This window comes from Amycolatopsis heterodermiae (assembly GCF_034929455.1).
Lineage (GTDB): Bacteria > Actinomycetota > Actinomycetes > Mycobacteriales > Pseudonocardiaceae > Amycolatopsis > Amycolatopsis heterodermiae.
In genome coordinates, this window is record NZ_JAYFSI010000006.1 from 547,949 (window position 1) to 571,249 (window position 23,301).

At 70.7% G+C, this 23,301-nt stretch carries 22 protein-coding genes and 1 pseudogene; 13 read left to right on the top strand and 10 right to left on the bottom strand.

The genetic code is table 11. The features are described 5' to 3' along the window. Window positions 1-45: 45 nt before the first annotated feature. The 8 genes from VA596_RS27600 (at window position 46) to VA596_RS27635 (ending at window position 7,517) form a co-directional block, all read left to right on the top strand. Complete coding sequence (locus VA596_RS27600) at window positions 46-1,089, top strand: NADH:ubiquinone reductase (Na(+)-transporting) subunit F (RefSeq protein ID WP_323331075.1); 1,044 nt, start codon at window positions 46-48, stop codon at window positions 1,087-1,089. A gap of 18 nt (window positions 1,090-1,107) precedes the next feature. Continuing rightward, entirely contained in the window at window positions 1,108-2,277 is a 1,170-nt protein-coding gene (locus VA596_RS27605) for a ferritin family protein (RefSeq protein ID WP_323331076.1), read from the top strand. Then, window positions 2,274-2,648, top strand: a complete 375-nt coding sequence (mimD, locus tag VA596_RS27610) for a propane 2-monooxygenase effector subunit MimD (protein WP_323331077.1) — start codon at window positions 2,274-2,276, stop codon at window positions 2,646-2,648. The genes VA596_RS27605 and mimD overlap by 4 nt, the downstream gene beginning before the upstream one ends. 101 nt (window positions 2,649-2,749) lie before the next feature. Further along, complete coding sequence (locus tag VA596_RS27615; RefSeq protein WP_323331078.1) at window positions 2,750-3,787, top strand: amidohydrolase family protein; 1,038 nt, start codon at window positions 2,750-2,752, stop codon at window positions 3,785-3,787. Further along, window positions 3,784-4,500, top strand: a complete 717-nt coding sequence (locus VA596_RS27620) for an iron-sulfur cluster assembly protein (RefSeq protein ID WP_323331079.1) — start codon at window positions 3,784-3,786, stop codon at window positions 4,498-4,500. The genes VA596_RS27615 and VA596_RS27620 overlap by 4 nt, the downstream gene beginning before the upstream one ends. Further along, window positions 4,497-5,522 (top strand): NAD(P)-dependent alcohol dehydrogenase, encoded by a 1,026-nt coding sequence (locus tag VA596_RS27625; RefSeq protein ID WP_323331080.1) that lies wholly within the window; start codon window positions 4,497-4,499, stop codon window positions 5,520-5,522. The genes VA596_RS27620 and VA596_RS27625 overlap by 4 nt, the downstream gene beginning before the upstream one ends. 10 nt (window positions 5,523-5,532) lie before the next feature. Beyond that, window positions 5,533-7,224, top strand: coding sequence for a chaperonin GroEL (gene groL, locus VA596_RS27630; RefSeq protein ID WP_323331081.1), 1,692 nt, complete (start codon window positions 5,533-5,535; stop codon window positions 7,222-7,224). Between the two features lie 104 nt (window positions 7,225-7,328). After that, window positions 7,329-7,517, top strand: a complete 189-nt coding sequence (locus tag VA596_RS27635; protein ID WP_323331082.1) for a Z-ring associated ZapG family protein — start codon at window positions 7,329-7,331, stop codon at window positions 7,515-7,517. Between the two features lie 255 nt (window positions 7,518-7,772). Here the strand turns inward: VA596_RS27635 and VA596_RS27640 are convergent, their stop codons facing one another. From VA596_RS27640 to VA596_RS27655, 4 genes are all read right to left on the bottom strand, one after another. Beyond that, window positions 7,773-8,372: a hypothetical protein gene (locus VA596_RS27640; RefSeq protein WP_323331083.1), complete on the bottom strand. Its 600-nt coding sequence runs from the start codon at window positions 8,370-8,372 to the stop codon at window positions 7,773-7,775. Window positions 8,373-8,442: 70 nt separating this feature from the next. After that, window positions 8,443-10,602: an RNA polymerase recycling motor ATPase HelR gene (helR, locus tag VA596_RS27645; RefSeq protein ID WP_323331084.1), complete on the bottom strand. Its 2,160-nt coding sequence runs from the start codon at window positions 10,600-10,602 to the stop codon at window positions 8,443-8,445. After that, window positions 10,583-12,031, bottom strand: coding sequence for a rifampin monooxygenase (gene rox, locus VA596_RS27650; protein ID WP_323331085.1), 1,449 nt, complete (start codon window positions 12,029-12,031; stop codon window positions 10,583-10,585). The genes helR and rox overlap by 20 nt, the downstream gene beginning before the upstream one ends. A 32-nt stretch (window positions 12,032-12,063) precedes the next feature. Beyond that, window positions 12,064-13,290 carry a glycosyltransferase gene (locus VA596_RS27655; RefSeq protein ID WP_323331086.1) on the bottom strand — a complete coding sequence of 409 codons (1,227 nt, stop codon included), beginning with the start codon at window positions 13,288-13,290 and terminating at the stop codon, window positions 12,064-12,066. A 302-nt stretch (window positions 13,291-13,592) separates the two neighbouring features. Here VA596_RS27655 and VA596_RS27660 point away from each other — a divergent pair, with 302 nt between their 5' ends. Together VA596_RS27660 and VA596_RS27665 are read left to right on the top strand one after the other, a co-directional pair. Continuing rightward, window positions 13,593-14,255, top strand: coding sequence for a GNAT family N-acetyltransferase (locus VA596_RS27660; protein ID WP_323331087.1), 663 nt, complete (start codon window positions 13,593-13,595; stop codon window positions 14,253-14,255). Further along, window positions 14,188-14,718, top strand: coding sequence for an LmrA/YxaF family transcription factor (locus VA596_RS27665; protein WP_458364016.1), 531 nt, complete (start codon window positions 14,188-14,190; stop codon window positions 14,716-14,718). The genes VA596_RS27660 and VA596_RS27665 overlap by 68 nt, the downstream gene beginning before the upstream one ends. On the opposite strand, the gene VA596_RS27670 is transcribed toward VA596_RS27665, so the two are convergent. Continuing rightward, on the bottom strand, window positions 14,715-15,845 hold the full coding sequence (locus tag VA596_RS27670) for an epoxide hydrolase family protein (protein ID WP_323331088.1): 1,131 nt from the start codon (window positions 15,843-15,845) through the stop codon (window positions 14,715-14,717). The two genes, VA596_RS27665 and VA596_RS27670, sit on opposite strands and share 4 nt — an antisense overlap. Window positions 15,846-15,907: 62 nt before the next feature. Between VA596_RS27670 and VA596_RS27675 the strand changes: the two genes are divergently transcribed. Then, window positions 15,908-16,858, top strand: coding sequence for a helix-turn-helix transcriptional regulator (locus VA596_RS27675; RefSeq protein ID WP_323331089.1), 951 nt, complete (start codon window positions 15,908-15,910; stop codon window positions 16,856-16,858). On the opposite strand, the gene VA596_RS27680 is transcribed toward VA596_RS27675, so the two are convergent. Next, window positions 16,845-17,837 (bottom strand): glutathione S-transferase family protein, encoded by a 993-nt coding sequence (locus VA596_RS27680; RefSeq protein WP_323331090.1) that lies wholly within the window; start codon window positions 17,835-17,837, stop codon window positions 16,845-16,847. The two genes, VA596_RS27675 and VA596_RS27680, sit on opposite strands and share 14 nt — an antisense overlap. After that, complete coding sequence (locus VA596_RS27685; protein WP_323331091.1) at window positions 17,834-18,322, bottom strand: MarR family winged helix-turn-helix transcriptional regulator; 489 nt, start codon at window positions 18,320-18,322, stop codon at window positions 17,834-17,836. Before VA596_RS27685 ends, VA596_RS27680 begins: the two co-directional genes overlap by 4 nt. A 106-nt stretch (window positions 18,323-18,428) precedes the next feature. On the opposite strand from VA596_RS27685, the gene VA596_RS27690 reads away from it, so the two are divergent. Beyond that, a complete protein-coding gene (locus VA596_RS27690) occupies window positions 18,429-18,986 on the top strand; it encodes a YceI family protein (protein ID WP_323331092.1) in 558 nt (185 codons plus the stop codon). Window positions 18,987-19,047: 61 nt separating this feature from the next. Here the strand turns inward: VA596_RS27690 and VA596_RS27695 are convergent, their stop codons facing one another. Next, window positions 19,048-19,668 carry a TetR/AcrR family transcriptional regulator gene (locus tag VA596_RS27695; RefSeq protein WP_323331093.1) on the bottom strand — a complete coding sequence of 207 codons (621 nt, stop codon included), beginning with the start codon at window positions 19,666-19,668 and terminating at the stop codon, window positions 19,048-19,050. Window positions 19,669-20,045: 377 nt separating this feature from the next. On the opposite strand from VA596_RS27695, the pseudogene VA596_RS50715 reads away from it, so the two are divergent. Next, window positions 20,046-20,435, top strand: a pseudogene (locus VA596_RS50715) (pentapeptide repeat-containing protein); the annotation flags it as partial. Between the two features lie 184 nt (window positions 20,436-20,619). Here VA596_RS50715 and VA596_RS27705 read toward each other — a convergent pair. Then, window positions 20,620-21,495, bottom strand: a complete 876-nt coding sequence (locus VA596_RS27705; RefSeq protein WP_323331095.1) for a hypothetical protein — start codon at window positions 21,493-21,495, stop codon at window positions 20,620-20,622. Window positions 21,496-21,584: 89 nt separating this feature from the next. Then, complete coding sequence (locus tag VA596_RS27710; protein WP_323331096.1) at window positions 21,585-23,279, bottom strand: ABC transporter family substrate-binding protein; 1,695 nt, start codon at window positions 23,277-23,279, stop codon at window positions 21,585-21,587. Between the last annotated feature and the right edge of the window lie 22 nt (window positions 23,280-23,301).

Genomic DNA, 23,301 nt, shown 5'->3' on the forward strand with positions numbered 1-23,301 from the left:
GGTGGGCGCTTTCACGTGAAAGTGCCGGAACGGGACGGGGCTGGCATGTCGGAGAAACACCGCGTCCGGTTCGAGCCGGTCGGGATCGAGATCGACGTCGCCGAGGAGCAGACCATCCTGCGTGCCGCGGCCGAGCAGGGCGTGATGCTCATGCACGGCTGCAAGGAAGGGCAGTGCGCGGCCTGCAAGTCGTTCATCCTCGACGGCGACGACGTCGAACACGACAAGTACTCGACCTTCGCGTTGCCGGACTACGAAAAGGAGGAGGGTTTCACCCTGCTGTGCCGGGCCCACGCCTACGAAGACCTCACGATCGAGCTCCTCAACTACGACGAGGAGATGATCCAGTCCGGGCTGCCGATCCAGGAGGCGGAAGTCGAGGTCGTGTCGAACGACAACGTCACGCACGACCTGCGTCACCTCGTGGTCAAGCTGACGGACCCGGACCAGCCGCTGAAGTTCTTCCCGGGCCAGTACGTGGACTTCGCGATCCCGGACACCGAGGAGTCCCGGTCGTTCTCGATGGCCAACACCTCGGCGCGCGACGGGCTCCTGGAGTTCGTCATCAAGATCTATCCCGACGGGCTGTTCTCCCGGTTCCTGGACGCGCGAGTCGCGGTCGGCGACCGGCTCCGGATCACCGGCCCGTTCGGGGTGTTCACCCTCCGGGACAACCCGAGCGCGGACCTGGTCTTCGTCGGCGGCGGGGCCGGGATGGCACCCATCCTCGCGCTGCTGCGGACCATGGCCGAGCGCGGCATCGAGCGGAAGGCGGCCTTCTACTACGGCGCCCGACGCCGGCAGGACCTCTGCTTCGAGGCCGAACTGCGGGAGCTGGAGGAGAAACTGCCGAACTTCCGGTACGTCCCGGCGCTTTCCGAGCCGGGTGACGACGACTGGGACGGCGAGACCGGCCTGATCACCGACGTCCTGCGCCAGGCCGGCCTCGACCTGAAAGGTGCCGACGCCTACGTCTGCGGCCCGCCGCCGATGGTCGAAGCGGCGCTGGAGCTGCTGCCCGCGCTCGGTGTCCCCGACAAGCGCGTCTTCTACGACAAGTTCACCACCACGGGCGAATCCGACGCCTGACACCAGAGGACGGATCCCATGACAGCCACTTCCGAACGCAGTGTGCCGAAGCCGGCGTTCACCGACGCCGAGGCAGGCGCCAAGGTCTTCCCGGACTCCAGCGCCCGCCAGTACAACTACTTCACCCCGGCCAAGCGCAAGCAGAGTCACTACGAAGACGTCACCGTCGAAGTCCAGCCGGACCCGCGGCACTACCTGTCGCAGGGCTGGCTCTACGCCTTCGCCGACGGCAAGGGCGGCTACCCGCTCGAGTGGACGGCGATGAAGGCGTGGGGGTCCGACCGACCGGTGCCCGAGCGCAGCCCCGGCTCCGGCGGCAAGGGCTACGACTGGCCCGCGCACGGCTGGCACGAGTTCCGCGACCCCAACGAGGAGTGGGAGCTCACCCTCTACCGGTACAACGCGAACGTCGTGCGCCAGCTCAACCAGAACATCGACGCGGCCCGCCAGGCCAAGGCGTTCGAGCAGTGGAACCCGAACTGGGTCGACTTCGTCGCCAAGCACGTCGGCGCCTGGATGCACGTGGACCACGGGCTCGGCCTGTACCTGTACGCCAACGCCAACCGCCGCGCCCCGACCAACATGCACAACAACGCGATCTCGGTGAACAGCATGCACCGGATCCGCGCGGCGCAGGACCTGGCGCTCTACACGCTGACGCTCACCGAAGAGGTCCCGGGCTTCGACGGCGGCGCGCACCTGGCGACGTGGAACGAGGACCCGGCCTGGCAGGGCGTGCGGGAGACCGCCGAGCAGCTGACCGGGATCTGGGACTGGTGCGAGGCGATCTTCGCTTCGAACATCGTCTTCGAGCCGCTGGTGGGTGAGCTGTTCCGCAGCAACCTGGTGCAGCAGGCGGCGCCGGCGAACGGCGACTTCGTCACCCCGACGCTGATCGGCGCGGAGGAGTTCGACTTCTCCGAACGCGACCTCCGCTACACCAAGGCGATGTTCGACCTGCTGATCAACGACAAGGAGTTCGCCGACCAGAACAAGGCGCTGGCGCAGAAGTGGCTCGAGGACTGGGTTCCGCGGTGCATCTCCGCCGCGCGCGCCCTGCAGCCCCTGTGGTCGCAGCCCGACGCGAAGCCGATCCGGTTCGAGGACGGCCTCGACCGCGTGAAGAGCCGGTTCGCCGGAATCCTGTCCGATTTGGGTCTCAAAGCACCGGAGGAGCTGGGCCAGTGACCGTCTTCAAAACCTCGGAAAGCCCGTACAAGGTCAACAACACCGCCTCGAACATGTGCGGTTTCACGTTGATGAACAACCAGGTCGGCGCGATCATCGCGGAAGTCATGGCCGGCAAGGACAACGTGACCGTGACGCCGTTGCCGTCGATGATCCGCGTCGACGCGAAGGGCCGGACCGACCTGATCTACGCCGAGGTCGACGAGGCCGCCGGCGAGGAAGAGGGCTGGTTCAACGCGGCCGAGTTCGAGGAGAGCATGTCCACCCACTACGGGCGGATGATCCACGAGGACGACCGCACGATCATGTTCGCCAACCCCGAGGACGCGGCCGAGTACCTCGACTTCGACCTCAAGGTCATCACCAAGTAGTTAAACGCTTTCGGGGGCTCCGGGTGGCGGAGCCCCCGGCCCGGGGCGAAGCCCCGGATGTCACAGGCAAGAAGCACTCGATCCGCTCAGGAGGGTCACCCATGTACGAAAAAGATGGCGAAAAGTATTTCGTGGTCGACGCCCACACCCATTTCTGGGACGCCAGCCCGGACAACTGGGTCAAGGGGCAGGAGGAATACGCCAAGGGGTGGATCGAGTGCTTCCACGCCTACCAGGGTCTCGGCCCGAAGGAGACGCACTGGCCGATCGACCGGTTCCAGAAGTACTCCGAGGAACTGATGATGCACGACCTGTTCGAGGTCGGGCACGTCGACACGGCCATCTTCCAGCCGACGAACCTGCGGCAGTGGTACACGAACGGGTTCAACACGACCGAGGCCGACGGCGCGATGGCCGAACGGCACCCGGGCAAGTTCCTCGTCAACACCACCTTCGACCCGCGCGAAGGCGACGAGGGCATGAAGGCGTTCGAGGAGCGCGTCAAGAAGTACGGCTGCAAGGGCGTCAAGCTCTACACGGCCGAGTGGCGCGGGGACTCCCGCGGCTGGAGCCTCAAGGACCCGGAAGCGGCCAAGTACCTCGAGAAGTGCGAGGAACTGGGCGTCAAGAACGTCCACATCCACAAGGGACCGACGATCTGGCCGCTCGACAAGGACGCCTTCGACGTGTCCGATGTGGACCACGTGGCGACCAACTTCCAGGGCCTGAACTTCATCGTCGAGCACGTCGGCCTGCCGCGCATCGAGGACTTCTGCTTCATGGCCACCCAGGAGCGGAACGTCTACGCCGGCCTCGCCGTCGTCATCGGCGGCCTGATGCACGCCCGGCCGAAGTTCTTCGCGAAGGTCATGGGCGAGCTGATGTTCTGGATCGGCGAGGACAAGCTGATCTTCGGCGCCGACTACGCCATCTGGGAACCGAAGTGGCAGGTCGAGGGCTTCGTCGACTGGAACATGCCGGGTGACGAGGAACTCTCGGACTTCGCGCCGCTCACGGTCGACCAGAAGCGGAAGATCCTCGGCCTGAACGCCGCGCGCCTCTACGACATCGACGTGCCGGAGGAGCTGCGGATCAAGGACCCGGAGAACGTCGAGCCCGTCGGCGTGCCGAACTCATGACGGCTCTCGACGAACGGGGTGTCCGGGCCGGCCACGCCGAAGTGTGGTCTGCCCTGGGCACGGTCCGGGATCCCGAACTGGACGAGCCCCTCACCGATCTCGGCTTCGTGGCCCGCTGCGAGGTGAGCGCGGCGGGCCACGCCCTCATCCGGCTGCGGCTGCCGACCTACTTCTGCGCGCCCAACTTCGCGTTCCTGATGGTCGCGGACGCCTACGACGCCGTCGCCGGGGTGCCGGGCCTGACCGGGCTCGACATCCGGCTCGACGACCACTTCGCCTCCGACGTCATCAACCGCGGGGTCGCGGCGCGGCAGGGGTTCGTCGCGTCGTTCGAGGGCGAGGCCGTCGACGAGCTCGACACGCTGCGCTACGACTTCGTGCGCAAGGCCGTGCTGGCCGGCACCGACCGGGTCTGCCGGACCCTGTCGGGCACCGGGCTGAACCCGGCGGAGCTGACCCTCGGGCAGGTCCCGGCGAGCCCGGACCTCGACCGGCTGCGGGCCCGCCGCCGCGAGCTCGGCCTGCCCGCCGGCGACGCCGACCCGTTGCTGCTCGACCCGGCGACCGGGCAGCCGGTCGCGCCGGCCGAGGCGAAACGGCACCTGGCCTTCGCCCGGCTGACCCGCACGAGCATGGAGGCCAACTCGGGCGTGTGCCGCGGCATGCTGCGCGCCCGGTATTCGCTGACGTCAGATGAGGAGGGCACGGGATGAAGGCCGTGCGGCTGCAGAAGTACCACCAGCAACCGGTGATCGAAGACGTACCGGAGCCGCGCGCGACCGGACCCTTCGACGTCGTCGTGAAGATCGGCGGTGCCGGCGTGTGCCGCACCGACCTGCACATCATCGAAGAGCAGTGGCGGGACAAGTCGGGTGTCACGCTGCCCTACACGATCGGGCACGAGAACGCCGGCTGGGTGCACGAGGTCGGCCCCGCGGTGACGAACGTCGAAGTCGGGGACACGGTCATCCTGCACCCGACCCCGACGTGCGGGCTCTGCCACGCCTGCCGCGCGGGTGACGACATGCACTGCCCGAACGGGAGCTTCCCGGGCATCGACAGCGACGGCGGCATGGCCGAGTACCTGCTGACGTCGGCGCGGGCGTGCATCAAGCTCGACCCGTCGACCCAGCCCGAGGACGTCGCGGCGCTGGCCGACGCGGGCATCACCGCCTACCACGCGGTGCGCAAGGCCGTCCCGCTGCTGTACCCGGGCACCACCTGCGTCGTCAACGGCGCCGGCGGCCTCGGGCACATCGGCATCCAGTCGCTGAAGGCGCTGACCGCGACCCGCGTGATCGTGGTCGACCGCAACGCCGACGCGCTGAAGCTGGCGACCGAGCTGGGCGCCGACGAGACGGTGCTGGGCGACGGCAAGCAGGTCGACGCCGTGCTCGACCTGACCGGTGGCAACGGCGCCGAGGTCGTGCTCGACTTCGTCGCCGAGCAGGGCGCCCAGCAGGACGCGTTCGCGATGACCCGGCGCGCCGGGTCGCACTTCGTGATCGGCTACGGCAGCAACATCGACATCCCGACCATCGACATCATCTCCACCGAGCGCAGCGTCGTCGGCAACCTGGTCGGCACGTACAACGACCTCGTGGAGCTGATGGTGCTCGCCCAGGCCGGGAAGGTCACGCTCCACACGAAGAAGTACCCGCTGGACGCGGCTCTCGACGCACTCGCCGACCTCGATGCCGGACGCGTGCGCGGTCGGGCCATCCTCACACCCTAGGAGCAGGAACATGGCGAAGGAACTGCGGTTCGGCTCGGACGCCCGCGACCTGCTGCTGGCGGGCGTCGACAAGCTGGCCGAAGCGGTCAAGTCCACCCTCGGCCCCAAGGGCCGCAACGTGATCATCGAGAAGATCACCGGTTCGCCGGTGGTCACCAACGACGGCGTCACCATCGCCCGCGAGATCCACCTGAAGAACCAGTTCGAGAACATGGGCGCGCAGCTGGTCAAGGAAGCGGCGATCAAGACCAACGACGTCGTCGGCGACGGCACCACCACGGCCACCGTGCTCGCCCAGGCGATCGTCCACGAAGGCATGCGGGCGATCTCGGCCGGCGGCAACCCGGTGCTCGTCAAGCGCGGCATCGACCACGCCGTCGGGCTTCTCGTGGCGTACCTGGAGAAGCAGGCGCACCCGGTGGTGTCCGAAGCGGACTACGCGCGGGTCGCGGCGATCTCGGCGAACGACGACGACACGGTCGGCGCCGTCATCGCGAAGGCCCTGCACACCGTCGGCGACGGCGGGGTGGTGACGGTCGAGGAGTCGCCGGCGATCGGGATGAGCGTCGACTTCGTCGAGGGCTTCGAGTTCGACAACGGCTACATCTCGCCGTACCTGGTCACCGACCCCGGCCGGCTCGAGGCGGTGCTCGACGACCCGTACATCCTGATGTCCGCGGAGAAGATCACCAAGGTGCAGCAGCTGATGCCGTTGCTGGACAAGGTGATGCGGGCTCCGCGGCCCCTGGTGATCATCGCGGAGTCGATCGAGGGCACGGCGCTGTCCATGCTGGTGCACAACCACGTGAACGGCACGTTCCAGTCGGTGGCCGTGCGCGCGCCCGGGTTCGGCGACCGGCGGCTGCACAAGCTGGACGACCTCGCCGCGATCGTCGGCGGCGCGGTGCTGTCGAAGACGTCCGGCTTCAGCATGGAGACGATGACGCTGGAGCACCTCGGCCGGGCCAAGCAGGTCCGGGTCACCGCGAACAACACCACGATCGTCGGTGGCGGCGGCACGTCCGACGCCGTCGAGTTCCGGGTCGGGCAGCTGCGGGCGGAGCTGGAGCGCGCGCAGTTCGGCATCGACGAGGACGTGCTGACCGAGCGGATCGGCGCGCTGACCGGCAAGGTCGCGGTGGTGCGGGTCGGGGCGGCGACCCCGGCCGAGCTGAAGGAGCTGCAGCACCGGGTCGAGGACGCGCTGTCCGCGACGCGGGCGGCGATGGCCGAGGGCATCGTGGCCGGCGGGGGAGCGGCGCTCCTGCACGCCGAGAAGGCCCTGGAGGGCCTGGGGCTGGAAGGCGACCAGGCGATCGGGGTGGAGATCGTCCGCCGCGCCCTGGCCGAACCGGCGTTCCTCATCGCCCACAACGCCGGGCACCCGGCGCACGAGATCGTCGCGCGCACCCGGGAGCTCGGCTCGGACGAGGGCTTCGACGCCCTGAACGACCAGTTCGGCGACATGATCGCCCTGGGCGTGGTCGACCCGCTGCGGGTGTGCCGTTCGGCGATCCAGAACGGCGCCTCGGTGGCCGGCCTGCTGCTGACGACGAACTCGCTGATCGCCGAGGAAGCGACGCCGTGGGGCGGCAGCGCGGCGCTGATGACCGAGTTCGGGCCGCTGGACGAGGGGCTGCACCAGCCCTCGCCCGACGCCAGCACGCCGCAGTCGCTCGGGATGGGCCCCTCCGTCGGCTGATCTCGGGCCCGCGGAGTGCGGGGGTCTCCCCACCGGTGTCCTGAGCACCGGTGGGGGACCTTCGCGGCGTGCAGGGTGGCCCCGGTGCTGTCACCCTGGTGATCATGACGCACTACACGCTCGTCCAGACCCTCGCGACGGTCCAGGACCTCGAGGCCAAGGGCTTCCTCGGCACGGTCGGCAAGATCGCCGCGGCCACGGTCATCTTCTTCATCGCGATCGGCCTGATCGTGGGCCTGCTGCTGGGCTTCTTCATCGGCCGCGCGGTGGGCCGCAACCAGGGCCCGCGCTGAGCCTGTGTCGTCCGTCCAGGTACACGTGTCGTCCAGCTGGGTACGCGTGTCGTCCGGCCGAGCACGAGTGATGCCCCTTCAATCACGCGCGATGCCGCTCGGATCACGGGTGATGCCCGGCTGGACACGAGGGCGGCGGCCCGGTCGTCCGGAGCGAGCGAGCCGGAATGGCCACCACGCGTACCTGGATGGACGACACGCGTACCTGAGTGGACGACACGCGTACCTGGATGGACGACACGGCGACGGGCGAGGTCAGGAGACCAGGCCGTGCCGGGCCAGTTCGTGCCCGGCCAGGACCGCGATGACCTCCTTGTCCCGCGCCCGCCAGCCCGTGGCGATCTCGCCGGACTTGGCCAACCGTCGCAGGGGCTGGGTGGTCAACGCGCGCAGCGCCAGCAGGTCCAGGCCCTCGTCGCCCAAGGCCCGCAGCTGGGCGGCCGCCGACGCGCGGCGGGCGAAGTGCCAGCGCATCGGGAGCCACGTCGCCAGCAGCGTCAGGATCGGCAGGGCGATGATGATCGCCGCCATCCACCAGGCCAGGTTCTCGACGGCTTCGATCTGCCAGCGGCCGGCGTCGGCGAACTTGGTGCCGACGTCCGAACCGCCGTGCAGCGCCTTGGCGAGCGCGTCGCCGATCAGCGGGATCCCGTCGGCCGAGTTCGCGGCGGAGTCGAACGTCCCGGTCAGCCCGGTTCCGGCGCTCACGAGCCCGTCGCCGGGCGCGCGCAGCTTCATGACCTCGTCGTACACCGTGGTTCCCAGCCACACCGCGAACACGACGAGCAGCAACGCCAGCAGGTCGCTGACGAGCTGGGCGGTGCGGCGGATGGGCCGTTCGGCGTAGAACTGCATCGGGACGCCTTTCGCGGTGGGGGAGCGCGGGCCACGGCAACGTACCCGCGCACCCCCGGGGCGAATCCCGCTAGGTCCGGACGGCCTCCGCGAGCCCGCTCAGCGCCGCCGGCAACGGCTCCCGGTGCAGCACGCCGAGGCGTTGCGTCGCCCGGGTGAGCGCGACGTAGAGGTCCGCCGCGTTGTCGGCCAGGATCCTCGCCGGCTCGACGACCAGGACCGCGTCGAACTCCAGGCCTTTCGTCTCCGACGCCGGCACCGTGCCCGGCACCCCCGGCGGCCCGATCACGATGCTGGTGCCCTCGCGGCCGGCTTCGTCGCGCACGAACTCCTCGATCGCCGCGGGCAGTTCGCCGTCGGTGACGTGCCTCGACCACGGCGGGACGCCGCACGCGCGGACCGACTCCGGCGGCCGGACGCCGGGCGCGAACTCGGCGAGCACCGCGGCGGCGACCGCCATGATCTCGGCCGGGGTGCGGTAGTTCACCGTGAGCGAACGGTAGACCCAGCGGCCGGGCACGTACGGCGCCAGCACGTCGTCCCACGCCCGCGCCCCGGCCTCCGACCGGCGCTGCGCGAGGTCGCCGACCACCGTGAACGACCGGCCCGGGCAGCGCCGCATCAGCACCCGCCAGTCCATTTCGGACAGTTCCTGGGCCTCGTCGACGACGACGTGGCGGTAGGTCCAGTCCCGGTCGGCGGTGGCGCGTTCGACGAGGCTGCGCGTGTCGGCCTCGACGAAGCGGTCGGCCAGATCCTCGGCGTAGAGCAGGTTTTCGGCGGACAGCATGACGTCCTCGTCCATCTCCTCCCGGTCGAGCTTCATCGTCTGGAAGACGCCTTCGGCGTATTCGGCCTCGGCCTTCCGCTCGCGCGCGAGTGCCGCGTCGGCCGCCTTCTCGGCCGACTTGTCGTGGCCGAGCAGGTCGACCAGCTCGTCGAGCAGCGGGACGTCCGAGACGGTCCAGGCGTCACCACGGGCCCGGGACAACCCCGAGTCCGCCGGGGCGGACTCGTACAGCTGCGCCAGCAGCGTTTCCGGTGTCAGGACCGGCCAGAGCGCATCCAGCGCCGCGGTGAACTTCTCGTCGGCCGCCAGCTCGCCGAGCAGGTCCTTCCGCAGCGACTCCCACTCCGCTTTGTCGTCGCGGGACAGCCAGCCGCGGCCGATCCGGCCCATCGCGCGTTCGGTGAGCACGTAGGTGACGATGTCGGTGAACACCGCGCGGGCCTCGTTGTGCGGCTGCCCGCTGTCGCGCGCCTCCTGCCGGGCCCACTCCGCCGTCTCGGCGTCGATCCGGACGGTGACGTCCCGCAGCTCGATCGGCAGCGGCTCCTCCGGCAGCCGCTGCCGGTCGGCGACCGCCGCCGCGAGGACGTCGAGGATCTTCAGGGAACCCTTGAGCCGCGCGGCATCCGGGGTGTCCTCGGCCGTGACGTGCAGGCCGGGCACGAAACCGCCGGTGGTCGTGAAGACGACGTCGGTCTCGCCCAGCGACGGCAGGACGCGGCCGATGTGGCTGAGGAACGCCGGGTTCGGCCCGACCACCAGGGCGCCGTGGCGTTCCATCCGCTCGCGCTGGGTGTAGAGCAGGTAGGCGACGCGGTGCAGCGCCACCACGGTCTTCCCGGTGCCCGGCCCGCCCTCGATCACCAGGACGCCGGGGTGGTCGAGCCGGATGATCTCGTCCTGCTCGGCCTGGATCGTCGCGACGATGTCGCGCATGCCCTCCCCGCGCGGCGCGTTGATCGCCGCGAGCAGCGCCGCGTCACCCTGGTCGCCCTCGGTGGGGCGGCCGAGCACCTCGTCCGTGAACCCGAGCACCTGGCGCCCGCGCGTGTGGAACTGCCGGCGCCGCCGCATGTCCTCCGGGTTCGCGCCGGTGGCGGTGTAGAACGCGCGCGCCGCCGGCGCCCGCCAGTCGAGCAGCACCGGCCGGTAGTCGTGCTCCTCGTCGAACAGGCCGATCCGGCCGATGTAGGACCGCTCGCCCGAAATCGCGTCCATCCGGCCGAAGCACAGCCCGTTGTCGACGACGTCCAGCCGCTTCGACTCCCGGCCCAGCGCGCGCACGCCGACGTCGCGTTCCATGGCGCCGAGGCCCTTGCCGCCCAGCGCCGCCTGGTACTCGCCCTGCACCCGCGCGCGCTCGGCGTCGAGCCGCGTGTAGAGCCCGGCGACGTACTCGCGCTCGGACCCCAGTTCTTCGTCATACCCCGGTGCTGACACGGTCCCCCTTCTCCTCCCCGAACCACTTCCGCAACGCGGCGGGCAGCTGTGCGCCGTCTTCCCCGGCCCAGACCACGTGCCCGTCCGGGCGCAGCAGCACCGCGGGCACGTCGAGTTCCTCGCTGACGTCGACGACGTGGTCGACGCGGTCCGCCCAGCCCGCGACCGAAAGCCGGCCGGCCTGGTCGAGCAGCAGCCCGCGGCCGTCGTGCATCCGGTCGTAGAGCCGCCCGTCCTTGAGCGCCACGTCCCGCAGCCGCCGTCCGAGCAGGTCGGGCCCGTCGCCGAAGTCGTAGCGGATGCCGACCGCGATGAGCTGCTCGGTCAGGTACCGGTTCACGTCCTCGAAGTCCATCAGCTTCGTCAGCAGCTGCCGCACGGCCTGCGGTCCCGCGTCGAGGGACGTCAGGTGCATCTGCGCGCGGGTGTTGACCAGGACCTGCGTGGCGACCGGGTGCCGTTCGGCCTCGTAGCTGTCCAGCAGGTCCGCCGGCGCCCAGCCATCGACCTCGGCGGCCAGCTTCCAGCCGAGGTTGAACGCGTCCTGGAGGCCGAGGTTGAGGCCCTGGCCGCCCATCGGCGGGTGGATGTGCGCGGCGTCGCCGGCCAGCAGCACGCGGCCGACCCGGTACCGCTCGGCCTGCCGGGTGGCGTCGCCGAAACGGGAGAGCCAACGCGGCGAGTGCACCCCGAAGTCGGTGCCGGCGGTGGTGCGCAGCTGCCGCTTGAACTCCTCGAAGTCCGGCGGCGCCGAGCGGTCCTCGGCGACGCTGTCGGCGGGGACGACGAGGCGGTACAGGCCGTCGCCGATGGGCCCGACCCCGAACCGCTTCTGGGTCTTGCGGATCTCGGTCATCACCGCGGTGAGCGTCTCGGGGTCCTCGGTCAGCTCCATCTCGCCCAGCAGCGTGTCGACCCGCGTGGGCTCGCCGGGGAAGCCGACGCCGAGCAGCTTGCGCACCGTGCTGCGGCCGCCGTCGCAGCCGACGAGGTAACGGGAACGCAGCTGCGTGCCGTCGGCCAGGTCGACGGTCACCCCGTCGTCGTCCTGGACCAGCCCGGTCACCTCGCAGCCGCGCCGGATCTCGACACCCAGCTCGTCGGCGTGCTCGTTCAGCAGGCGCTCGGTGACGGGCTGCAGGATGCTCAGGACGTACGGGTGCGACGTGTCCAGGTGCGCGGGCTGCGGCTTGCTGATCCCGGCGAAGAACCCGTTGAGCGGGTACTTCTTGCCGGCCTCGAGGAACCGGTCCAGCAGCCCGCGCTGGTCCATGACCTCGATGGTGCGCGCGTGGATGCCGAGCGCGCGCACCACCGGCGACGGCCGCGGCTCCCGCTCCAGCACGAGCACGTCCACGCCCTGCAGGCGCAGCTCGCTGGCCAGCATGACGCCGGTCGGGCCGCCGCCGGCCACGATCACGTCGACCACGGATCCCCCTTGGTTGTTGGCAAAAGAATCGTTCACGCGAGGGCCTTTTCGTGCGCGACGGCATCGACGAGCAGCCGCGCGGCGAACTGCGCGCCGTCGGTGCGGATCGTGGCCGCCACCGCGGCCGCACGAGCGCGGGTCTCCGGGGCCAGGGCCGTCCGGAGCGCGGCCGAGAGCGACTCGACGGTGGGTGCCGGCCCGTCGTGGGCCACGCCGACGCCCAGGTCGGCCACCCGCCCCGCCCAGTACGGCTGGTCCGTCGCCTGCGGCACCACCACCTGGGGCGCGCCGGCCCGGGTGGCCGTCGTCGTGGTGCCCGCGCCACCGTGGTGCACGACGGCGGCGCACCGGCCGAACAGCGCCTGGTGGTTGACCTCGCCGACGACGAAGCAGTCGTCCCGTTCGTCGACCGCGTCCAGGTCCGCCCAGCCCTTGAGGACGAGGACCCGGCGCCCCTGCGCGCGGACCGCCTCGACGGCCACGCCGGCGACGTCCGCCGCCGCGTGCATCGGCATGCTGCCGAAACCCACGTAGACCGGCGGAGTGCCGGCGGCCAGGAACGCCTCGAGGTCGCGGGGGAGCGGCCGGTCGTCCGGCACGATCCACGCCCCGGTCTGCGTGACGTTCAGGCCGGTGGGCCGCCACGGGTCCAGGACCGGGTCGGTCGCCAGCCACGGCCGGTCGCCGATGACGAAGTCCCGGACGCCCTCCACCGGGGGCAGGCCGTTCGCCACCCGGTTGGTGTTGAGGGCGGCCTCGAACAGCACGTCGACGCTTTCGGCGTCCAGCCCCCACAGCTGCCCGTTGCCGGTCACGCCCGGCGGGTGCGGCCGGCCCGGGTAGGCCAGCGGCGGGTGGTGCGGCGACGGCAGCGTGGACTTCTGGAAGGCCACGAACACCGACGGGATGCCCAGCAGTTCGGCCACCGACAGCGCGCCGGCGGCGGTCGGCAGCATGCCGGTCGCCACCAGCACGTCACAGCCCTCGGCCGCGGCCGGGAGCACCTCGAACTGCGCCGCGATCAGCTGCGCGGCGCGCTCCGGCAGGGACGACGGCGCCGGGGCCGCCCTGGTCAGTTCCCGGGCCGACGGGCCGACCGGCACGAACTCGACCCCGATATCGGCCAGCCGCCGCGCGAAGTCCTCGTCCGCCGGCGCGCACACCCGGACCTCCGCGCCGAGGGCCCGCACCGCCACCGCGAGCCCCACCAGTGGTTCGACGTCTCCCCGCGAACCGTAGGTCGACAACAGCACACGCACTCGCAAACCCCCGTTTGATTCGAACCCGTAGCCGCAGTTCACGGCTACGGCCGATGATTCTGCGGCACGACCGGGGTCTTGCCACAAGCCCTGGGGTGCGGTATACGTTTAATACGGAAGGGAGTGGTTCTTCCTCCTGCCCTCCTCGCGGACCTCTCCGCACCTCCAGCATGGTTCTTCGTACCGCCGGTCGTCGAGTGGCGCTTTCCTGATCACCTGAACGACGGATCCCCGGCCGGGTCGAGTCGATCTATGACGCCCGTCATAGTGTGCGCCCGGCCCGACTGTGCTCCCATGGTTCTATGACAGCTGTCATAGAGATCCGGGAGCTGGGCGAGGGTCCTGCAGACCGGGAGTGCGTGACCGCGCTGGTCGCGGCCTGTGCGCCGGGCAGTCTCCGGCGGCGCTTCATGATGGGCGGCCCGGCCGAACCGGGCGAGATCTTCCGGCGCTACCAGCGGTTCCTGCTCGCGGGCCCACCCGGCGGCGTCGCGCTGCTGGCCACGTCCGGCGGGATTCCGGTGGGGCTGCTCAACTTCGTCTCGGAGGCACCGGGGGAGGCCGAACTCGGGATTCTGGTCGCCGACGCCTGGCAGCGGCGGGGGATCGCGAGCGCGCTCAGCCGGTGGCTGTGGGCGTCCGGGCGGTGGCCGGCGTGGACGGTGCGGGCCACCGTGCAGGCCGGGAACACCGGCGCCGAGGCGCTGCTGCTGCGGCAGGGCTTCCGCCCGGTGCCCGCCTACGAACGCGGCGAGCGCGACTTCGCGCTGGTCGTGCCCCACTGGGCTACCATGACGAGTGTCATGAAGGAGGCAGCCGATGACGAGGACGCCACGCGAGCGGATCGTGCTGAGCGCCGCGCAGCTGGTGCGGATCCAGGGTGTCGGGGCGACCGGCATGCGGGACGTGGTCGCGCACGCCGAGGCGCCGCGGGGGTCCCTGCAGCACTACTTCCCGGGCGGTAAGGACCAGCTGATCGCCGAAGCCGTCGCCTGGGCCGGGGGGTACGCCGCCCGCCGCGTCGCGCGGGTCGCGGCCAAGCTCGAGGACCCGACGCCAGGCAAGCTGTTCGCCGCGATGGCCGCGCAGTGGCGCGACGAGTTCACGGCGACCGGCTTCGACGCGGGCTGCCCGCTGGTGGCGACGGTCGCGGACGCGGCGGCCACGAGCGAGAGCCTGCGCGACGCCGTCGGCAAGGCTTTCGAGGGCTGGCAACGACCTCTGGCCGAGACGCTGGAGCAGTTCGGCGTGCCGTCGGCGCGCAGCGCGTCACTGGCGGTGCTCATGCTGAGCACGCTGGAGGGCGCGATCGTCCTGGCGCGGGCGCACCAGGACGTCGCGCCGCTGGACACGGTGGTCGAGGAGCTGCGGCCCCTGCTTGACGGCGCCGTGGACCGGCGGCGCCGCCGCGCGTCCACTGTGGACTAGAGGTCGCGGAAGAACTCGCGGATGTCCTCGACCAGCAGCTCGGGCGCCTGGAGCGACGCGAAGTGCCCGCCGGAGTCGTACTCCCGCCAGCGGGTGACCGTGTTGGACAGCGCCGCCAGGCCGCGGATCGCGTGGTCACCGCGGAAGTTCGTCACCGACGTCGGCACCCCGGACGGTGCCGGGCGCTCACCCCAGCCGTCCTGGCCCGCCTCCAGGTAGAGGCGCGCGGCCGAGCCGGCGGTGCCCGTGAGCCAGAAGATCGTCACATTGGTCAGGATCGCGTCGCGCGACACCGGCGCCTGCGGGGTGGCCGTGGGATCCCAGTCGACGAACCATTCGAGGTTCCACGCCAGCTGCCCGGCGGGGGAGTCGTTGAGCGCGTAGGCCAGCGTCTGCGGCCGGGTCGCCATCTGCGTGGCGTAGCCGGAATGCGCGTACCACCACACCTGGTTCTCCTGCGCCCGCTTGCGGTCCTCTTCGGACAGTCGTTCGAGGTCGCCGGGCGCGGTCGGGACACCGGCGTTCGCGACGGCGTTGACGTGCACGCCGAGGACCTCCGAGGGAGCGGTCCGGCCCAGCTCGGGGGAGACGATGCTGCCGAAGTCGCCGCCCTGGGCGCCGTAACGCTCGTACCCCAGCCGCCGCATCAGCTCGGCCCACGCCCGCGCGATCCGGCGGGTGTTCCAGCCGGGTTCGTTCGTCGGCCCGGAGAAGGCGAAGCCGGGCACCGACGGGGCGACGACGTGGAACGCGTCCGCCGGGTCGCCCCCGTGCGCCCTCGGGTCGGTGAGCGGGCCGAGGACGTCGAGGAAGTCGGCGACCGTGCTCGGCCAGCCGTGGGTGAGGATCAGCGGGGTCGCGTCCGGCTCGGGGGAGCGGACGTGCAGGAAGTGCACCCGCTGGCCGTCGATCGTGGTCGTGAACTGCGGGAACGCGTTGAGCCGGGCCTCCTGTGCACGCCAGTCGAAGCCCGTCCGCCAGTACTCCGCCAGCTCGGCCAGGTAGGGCTCGCTCACGCCGTACGCCCAGCCGGCGCCGGGCAGCTCGCCGGGCCAGCGGGTGCGGGCGAGCCGGTGGTGCAGCTCGTCGAGGTCGGCCTGCGGGACGTCGATGCGGAAGGGATCCATGGCCGTAGCCTCACGCACGTGTAGGACAGGATCGGTCCTAGTCGTCTGGCATCCTGGGACGCATGCGGGAAACCCCTGGCCGGCTGCTCCGGCTGCTGTCGCTGCTGCAGATGCACCGGGACTGGTCCGGCACCGAGCTGGCCGAGCGGCTGGGCGTGACGACGCGGACGGTCCGCCGTGACGTCGACCGCCTGCGCGAGCTGGGCTACCCGGTGCACGCGGCGATGGGGCCGGTCGGCGGTTACCGCCTCGGCGCGGGTGCCGAGCTGCCGCCGCTGCTGCTGGACGACGACGAGGCCGTCGCGGTCGCGGTCGGCCTGCACGGCGCCACGTCCGGCGGGGTCGCCGGGCTGGAGGAGGCGTCGCTGAGGGCGTTGAACAAGGTCGAGCAGGTGCTGCCGTCCCGGCTGCGGCACCGCGTTGAGGCCTTCGGCGCGGCTTCGCTGGCGCTCCCGGTGCGCGGCCCGGTGGTCGAAGCGGCCGTGCTGACGTCCGTTTCGTCGGCGATCCGCGCCGCGGAGACGCTGCGCTTCGACTACGTGAGCCACGACGGCACCGAGTCCCGCCGCGACGTCGAACCCCACCGGCTCGTCTCGTGGGGCCGCCGCTGGTACCTGGTCGGCTGGGACACCGGCCGCGCGGCCTGGCGCACGTTCCGCGCCGACCGGCTGACCCTGCGCACCCCGAACGGCCCGCGCTTCACCCACCGCGCCCCGCCGGACGGCGACCTGACGGCGTACCTGAACCGCACGATGGGCCGCGAGCTGTGGCCCTACCGCGCCCGCCTCGTCGTGGCGGCGCCCGCGGACCTCATCCGCGGCCGGGTGGACGGCGACGTCACACCGCTCGACGACCGGAGCTGCCTGCTGGAGCTGGCTTCGGACTCCTTCGACCTGATCGCGTTCGTGGTGTCCACTTTGGACGTCCCGTTCACCGTCGAGTCACCACCCGAACTGGTGGAGCGACTGCGGACGCTGTCGGCCCGCTACGCCGACGCCGTCAAACCAGGCTAGGCACCCGCTCGGCCTCCAGCGGCGGGCCCGGCGGCGTGCCGTCGCCGAACGGGTGGCCGCCCAGCTGCTCGCGGCCGTGCGGGGTCAGGAAGCCCGTCACGTCCGGGCCCAGTGGGACGATGCCGCTCGGGTTGATGTTGCGGTGCACCACGTAGTAGTGCTCCTTCGTCTGCGCGAAGTCGATCGTGTCGCCGAAACCCGGCGTCTGGAACAGGTCGCGCGTGTACGCCCACAGCACCGGCAGCTCGTTCAGCTTCTGGCGGTTGCACTTGAAGTGGCCGTGGTAGACCGCGTCGAAGCGGACCAGTGTGGTGAACAGGCGGACGTCGGCCTCGGTGATCGTGTCGCCGACCAGGTAGCGCTGGTCCGCGAGGCGCTCGGACAGCCAGTCCAGGCGGGCGAACAGCTTGCGGTAGGAGTGCTCGTACGCCTCCTGCGACCGCGCGAAACCGCACTGGTACACCGCGTTGTTGACGTCGGTGAACACCTTCTGCGCGACGTCGTCGATTTCGTCGCGCAGCTTGTCCGGGTACAGCTCGGGCGCGCCGTCGCGGTGGTACGCCGTCCACTCGGTGGACATGTCGAGCGTCATCTGCGCGAAGTCGTTGGTGACGACCTGGCCGGTCGGGACGTCGACGAACGCGGGCACGGTGATGCCGCGCGGGTACTCCGGGTCGCGCTTGAAGAACGCCTCCTGCAGGCGCTCGATGCCGAGTACCGGGTCGCGCCCGTCCGGGTCGAGGTCGAAGCTCCAGCTTCGTTCGTCGTGCACCGGCCCGGCCATGCCCATCGACAGCGCGGGTTCCAGGCCGAGCAGCCGCCGCACGATCACCGCGCGGTTCGCCCACGGGCACGCCCGGGCCACGACCAGGCGGTAGCGGCCGGCCTCGACCGGCCAGCCGTCACGGCCGTCGGCGGTGATCCGGTCGGGGATGTAGTTCAGGTCGCGCTTGAACTCGCCTTGGACGTCGTCGCTCATCGGGCTCCTTCGCAGTCTTCGGACAGGGGGTCGGCGTCGAGGGCCGCGGCCAGCCGGGCCAGTACCGGCCCGGCGGTGCGGATGTCCTCGGCGCTCAGGTGGTCGAACACCGCCGCCCGGGCCCGGGCGAGGTGGGTCGGGTAGGCCGCCTCCAGTCTGGCCAGTCCCGCGTCGGTCAGCACGGCGTTGGACGCGCGCCCGTCGTCGGCGCACTTGCGCTTCTCGACCAGCCCGCGGCGGGCGAGGTCGTCGACGACCCGGCTGATCCGGCTCAGCGAAAGGCCGGTGGCCGCGGCCAGCGCGGAGATGCGGAGCAGGCGGTCCGGCGCCTCGGACAGCGCGACCAGCACGCCGTAGTCGGTCATCGCGAGGCCGGTCTCGGGCAGGAACTGGTCTTCGAGCGCACGCGGCAGCGCGGTCGTGATGCGCATCAGGGACCGCCAGAACGGGGCCTCGTCGTGGTCGAGCGCGGACTGTTCACCCATACCGGCGAGTCTAGCGAAAGCTTGCTTGCGCAACCAGTGAAAATGAGTACAGTGTCGTTGAGCCCTCAATCACTGGGGGGCGCCACCACCGAGGAGAGAAGACAGCATGACCAGCGCGACCACCTACCCCCAGCTGACCGGTGAGTACACCCTGGACGCCGCCCACTCGCGGATCGGGTTCAACGCCCGGCACGCCATGGTGACCAAGGTGCGCGGCAGCTTCAACGAGTTCACCGGCACCGCCACGATCGACGGTGACGCCCCGGAGAAGTCGTCCGCCCAGGTGACCATTCAGGCGCACAGCATCGACACCCGCAACGCGGACCGCGACGGGCACCTGAAGAGCAACGACTTCCTGTCGATGGACGAGTACCCGACCATCACCTTCACCACCACCGAGATCAAGCAGACCGGTGAGACCGACTTCGACGTGACCGGCGACCTGACCGTCAAGGACGTCACCCGTTCGGTGACCATCCCGTTCACGTTCGAGGGCTCCGCCAAGGACCCGTTCGGCAACGACCGGATCGGCTTCGAGGGCTCCACCACGATCAGCCGCAAGGACTACGGCATCACCTGGAACGCCGCCCTCGAGACCGGTGGCGTGCTGGTGAGCGACAAGGTCACCCTCGAGTTCGAGATCTCGGCGATCAAGAACGCCTGACCCCCGCACTTTTCGTCCGTGAAGGCCACATTGAGGGACTTAGAGTCCCTCAATGTGGCCTTCACGGATTTCGGGCCTTGCCGGTGCGCAGGTTTTCGATGCCGACGTCGAGGGCCGCTTCGAGGTGGTCGATGCGGCCCGTGGACAGCATCACCACCACGCCGCCCTGGATGCCGGCCAGCAGGGCGGCCGCGGTGCGTTCCGGGTCGACGTCCGGCGCCACCTCGCCCGCGTCGCGCAGGTGGACGATGCCGGCCGCGATCTCGTCCTGCCAGAGCCGCAGCATCTCGCCGACGACCGCCTGCGCACCCGGGGTGGCGCGGCCCAGCTGGGAGATCAGCACGTTGAGCGGGCAGTGCTGCCCCCGTCCGCGGTAGTGCGAGACGACGGTGTCGCGCCAGCGCCGCCAGCCGGCCCACGACGTCAGGTTGCCCAGCTGCGGCTGCTGCACGGCCAGCACCTGGTCGGCCTCGAACCGCGCCACGGCCAGCAGCAGTTCGTCCTTGCCGTCGGGGAAGTAGTGGAACAGCTGGCTCTTGCTGGTGCCCGTCCGCGCCCGGACGTCGTCCAGCGTCGTCACGGCGACCCCGCGTTCGCGGATCTCCGCCGCCGCGCCCTCGATGATCCGCTGCCGCGTGGCGGCGCCCTTCGCGGTCAGCTGCTTCGCCTGCGTTGGACTCACGGGTCCACTTTAATCCGCTGTCGCCGTCGCGGCCACGCGGTCACACTGGCGAAATGTCCACGATCATCCCGTTGCCGGTGCTCATCACGGTCTCGCTGGTCGGCGGCGGGATCATCGCGTGGGTGCGGTCCCGGCGCGACAGCGGCTGGGCCGAGGTCGTGCCGGCCCCGCCGGGATCGGTGCTGGTCCTGGACGAACCCGAAGAGGACATCGGTCCGCTGCGGGAGTTCGCGGAGCGGGCCCAAGCGGATCCCGTGCTGCGCCAGGCCTGGGTCGACGAAGCGGTCGCGCTGCTGCGGGGCCACTGGTACGCGGCCGGGCTGTGGCGGCTGCTCGCCTCGCACCTGCGGCCGGGCTCCCCGGGGTTCTGGCCGGGCATGGACCTGCGCGCGGAGTCCCAGGACCTGGTCGACGCGGATCTGCGCGGCTGCGAGGTGCGCGACGCCGTGTTCCGCGGCACGCGGTTCCTGGGCAGCACGCGGTTCGACGACGTCGCCTTCACCGGCTCGGTGACCTTCGAGCGGTCCCGGTTCGAGTACCACGCGTTCTTCCGCGGCACCCGCTTCCGCACGGGCGCGGACTTCGCAGGCGCCACGTTCGCCGGCAACACGTCGTTCGCGGGGGTGACCGCCGGCGGCGTCACGGGGTTCGACGGGGCCCGGTTCTCGGCCCGCACCGACTTCACCGGCGCGGAGTTCGCGGCCGACGTTTCGTTCCTGGGCGCGGGATTCGCGGGCCCGACGACGTTCCGCGACGCACGGTTCGCCGCCGGAGCCAGGTTCCCCGACGCCCGGTTCGGCAGTCACGTCGGCTTCGCGGGGGCACGGCGGGGGAGTTCCGGTTCGCCGGGGCGAGGGCCCGCACGAACGTCCGGGTCGTCCGCGACTGGCCCGAAGGGGTGGACCTGGCGGAGCCGCGGCCGCCGGAGTTATGGGCCGAGGTGCGCGAGAGCTAGGACGGGTCGGAGCCGCGCAGGGCGGCCCACCAGAAGCCGAAGGCCGCGGTCAGGATCGTCACCGCCAGCCAGCCCGCCACTCCCGTGCCGTCGACCAGGGCCCAGAACACCCCGACCACCGGGGCCACGGCCAGTACCGGCAGGTCGGTCCGCAGCTGGCGGCGCAGGGTGACCGGACGAACGGCCGCCGCCCGGCGCTCGTCGTCCGGTTCGGCGGGGTTGTCCAGGCGGCGGCCGCGGGGCTCGGTGAGGCGGAGCCTGCCCGCCGGGTACAGGACCGTGCCGCCGGCGCGCACCAGTACCCGGCGGTCGCCGGTCAGCTCGGCTATGGAAGGGGAAGGCAGGCCGATCAGCTCGGGGGAGAAGTACACCGGGAGCCACGCCGGCTGAGGTGTCTCCAGCTCCAGCCACGAGCGCGTCAGCAGGCCGCGCTGCACCTTCACCCGGCGGATCGGCACGGTCCGGCGCACACCGGAGCTGCGCGCGAAGCGGGTCAGCAACACCAGGGCGTCCACCACGAGCACGCCGACCGCGGCCACCACCGTGGCCGTCGCGTACGTGGTCGTCCGGTCGGTCGTCACCAGCGGGGTCGCGCCGCGGATCGCCGCGCGGCGGGGGTCGGCCGGGTCGTAGAACACCGGGAGCGTGCTCCCGGGCGCGGGCCGGACGTCCATCTCGACGGTGGCCGTCGCGTCCGGCGAGGCGATGTGGATCACCGCGGAATCGCCGTCCAGGCGGACGACGGTCGCGGTCGAGCGGGCCGTCATCCCGCGCAGCTCGCCGGCCGCGGCCGCGTACTCGGCCAGCTGCACCGCGAACACGAGCGCGCAGGCCAGCAGGGCCAGGGCGCTCGTCAGGAGGATGTGCCGCACCGGCCGGAGCGTCAGGAGAGTCTTCACCAAAAGCCTCGGATACGGAGGGCGGGCGGTACCGGAGCACCGCCCGCCCTCGAAGAGGACCGTTACTTCACGAAGCCGATCTTCGCGAAGTCGTACGGGGTGTTCGCGAAGCCGGGCGAACCGTAGTTCGCGACCGTCTTGCGGACCGCGAACGCGCCGACCGACTGGAAGATCGGCAGCTGGTGGCCGACCGCCCAGATTTCCTTGTCGACCTCGTTCAGGTCCGCCGCCCGCTTGCTGTCGTCCAGCTCCTGGGCCGCGGTGTCGTAGAGCTGGTTGATCTTGTCGTCGCCGACGTGGCCGTAGTTCTGGCCGATGTTCTTCGGGTCGTTGTAGTAGATGCCCTGGCCGCCGGCGATCGGGAACGCCGTCGAGATCCAGCGGAACAGCGTCACGTCGAAGTTGCCGACGTTGACGTAGTTCTTGAAGAACTCGGTGCTCGGCACGGCCTGGATGTCCAGGTTCACGCCGATGGCCTTGAGCTGCGACTGCAGGATCTGCCCGGTCTGCTGGCTGATCGGCGTGCCGGTCGGGATGATCAGCCGCACCTTCAGCTGCTTGCCGTCCTTGGCCCGGAAGTCACCGGCCGTCTTCCAGCCGAGCTGGTCGAGCTGCTTCTTCGCGGCTTCGGCGTCGAACTTGTACGGCCCGGAGTTGTCGACGTACTGCTTGGCGCCCTTGAGGAAGATGTGGTTGCCCAGGGGCTGGGTGTCCTTCTGCATCTGCCCCAGGATCGCCTTGGAGATGGCGACGGTGTCGATGCCGCGGACGATCGCCAGGCGCAGGTCCTTGTCGGCCAGGATCGACGAGCTCGCGCCGTTGAAGGTCAGGTGCGTGTAGTCCGGGTAGGTGGACTGGCGGATCACCGTGTTCGGGTCGCCCTGCGCGCGCTTGAACGCGTTGACGTCGTTGTTGAGGTTGTAGAAGTCGATCTGGCCGTTGGCGAACGCGTCCGCCAGCGCCGGGCGCTCGACCTTCTTGAACGTGACCGTGTCGAGCTTGGCCGGGGTGCCCCACCAGCTCGGGTCGCGCTCGAGGACCACGGTCTTCGCGGTCTGGTCGATCTTCTGCACCTTGAACACGCCGGCGGTGATCTTCGGCTCGGTCGCGAACGACTTGTTGAAGGTCTCCGCGTCGGCGTTGAGCTCCTTCGGGTACAGCGGCGCGAACAGCGACTTCCACTCCGCGAACTTCTTCGCGAAGGTGACCTTCACGTCGAGGTCGCTCGTGCCCTTTTCGACCTTCGCGATGTCCTGGTAGCCGGTGGTCTGCGAGACCTCGTAGGCCGGGTCCTTGCCGTTGAGCACCTTGGCCTGCGCGGCGAAGTCCTCCCAGGAGAACGCGCGGCCGTTGCTCCACTTGGCCTTGGGGTTGAGCTGGTACTCGACGACCTGCGGGTCGGTGCTCACCAGCTTGACCGACGTGACGTAGTTGGGGTTCTCACTGACCGTCGCGTCGGCGTTCTGCGTGAAGACGTACGGGAAGATGGCGCCGAACATGCTCTGGCCGTCGAGCGGCGTGCCGTCGACCTGGTCGACGTTCCAGTTGTCCGGCAGCTGGTCGACCGGCCACTTGAAGTCGCCGCCGTCCTTGACCTGGTCGAGCGGCTTCTCGTTGATGTCGGCCGTCTTCACGCCCTGGGCGCCCTGGTCCTGGAGCGCGTTGTTCCCGCCACCAGAGTTGCCACTGCAGGCGGCGAGGGCGAGGGTCAGCGCCACCACCGGGGCGATGACGGCGGCCATCCTCCGTCGGTTCATCGGGTACCTCTCTTTTCCTGTG

Excerpts from the sequence above, each read along its gene's own strand:
- VA596_RS27600 (WP_323331075.1), top strand. The coding sequence starts at position 46 with ATGTCGGAGAAACACCGCGTCCGGTTCGAGCCGGTCGGGATCGAGATC.
- VA596_RS27605 (WP_323331076.1), top strand. The coding sequence starts at position 1,108 with ATGACAGCCACTTCCGAACGCAGTGTGCCGAAGCCGGCGTTCACCGAC.
- VA596_RS27615 (WP_323331078.1), top strand. The coding sequence starts at position 2,750 with ATGTACGAAAAAGATGGCGAAAAGTATTTCGTGGTCGACGCCCACACC.
- VA596_RS27620 (WP_323331079.1), top strand. The coding sequence starts at position 3,784 with ATGACGGCTCTCGACGAACGGGGTGTCCGGGCCGGCCACGCCGAAGTG.
- VA596_RS27625 (WP_323331080.1), top strand. The coding sequence starts at position 4,497 with ATGAAGGCCGTGCGGCTGCAGAAGTACCACCAGCAACCGGTGATCGAA.
- groL (WP_323331081.1), top strand. The coding sequence starts at position 5,533 with ATGGCGAAGGAACTGCGGTTCGGCTCGGACGCCCGCGACCTGCTGCTG.
- VA596_RS27635 (WP_323331082.1), top strand. The coding sequence starts at position 7,329 with ATGACGCACTACACGCTCGTCCAGACCCTCGCGACGGTCCAGGACCTC.
- VA596_RS27640 (WP_323331083.1), bottom strand. The coding sequence starts at position 8,372 with ATGCAGTTCTACGCCGAACGGCCCATCCGCCGCACCGCCCAGCTCGTC.
- VA596_RS27660 (WP_323331087.1), top strand. The coding sequence starts at position 13,593 with ATGACAGCTGTCATAGAGATCCGGGAGCTGGGCGAGGGTCCTGCAGAC.
- VA596_RS27665 (WP_458364016.1), top strand. The coding sequence starts at position 14,188 with ATGCGGGACGTGGTCGCGCACGCCGAGGCGCCGCGGGGGTCCCTGCAG.
- VA596_RS27670 (WP_323331088.1), bottom strand. The coding sequence starts at position 15,845 with ATGGATCCCTTCCGCATCGACGTCCCGCAGGCCGACCTCGACGAGCTG.
- VA596_RS27675 (WP_323331089.1), top strand. The coding sequence starts at position 15,908 with ATGCGGGAAACCCCTGGCCGGCTGCTCCGGCTGCTGTCGCTGCTGCAG.
- VA596_RS27680 (WP_323331090.1), bottom strand. The coding sequence starts at position 17,837 with ATGAGCGACGACGTCCAAGGCGAGTTCAAGCGCGACCTGAACTACATC.
- VA596_RS27685 (WP_323331091.1), bottom strand. The coding sequence starts at position 18,322 with ATGGGTGAACAGTCCGCGCTCGACCACGACGAGGCCCCGTTCTGGCGG.
- VA596_RS27690 (WP_323331092.1), top strand. The coding sequence starts at position 18,429 with ATGACCAGCGCGACCACCTACCCCCAGCTGACCGGTGAGTACACCCTG.
- VA596_RS27710 (WP_323331096.1), bottom strand. The coding sequence starts at position 23,279 with ATGAACCGACGGAGGATGGCCGCCGTCATCGCCCCGGTGGTGGCGCTG.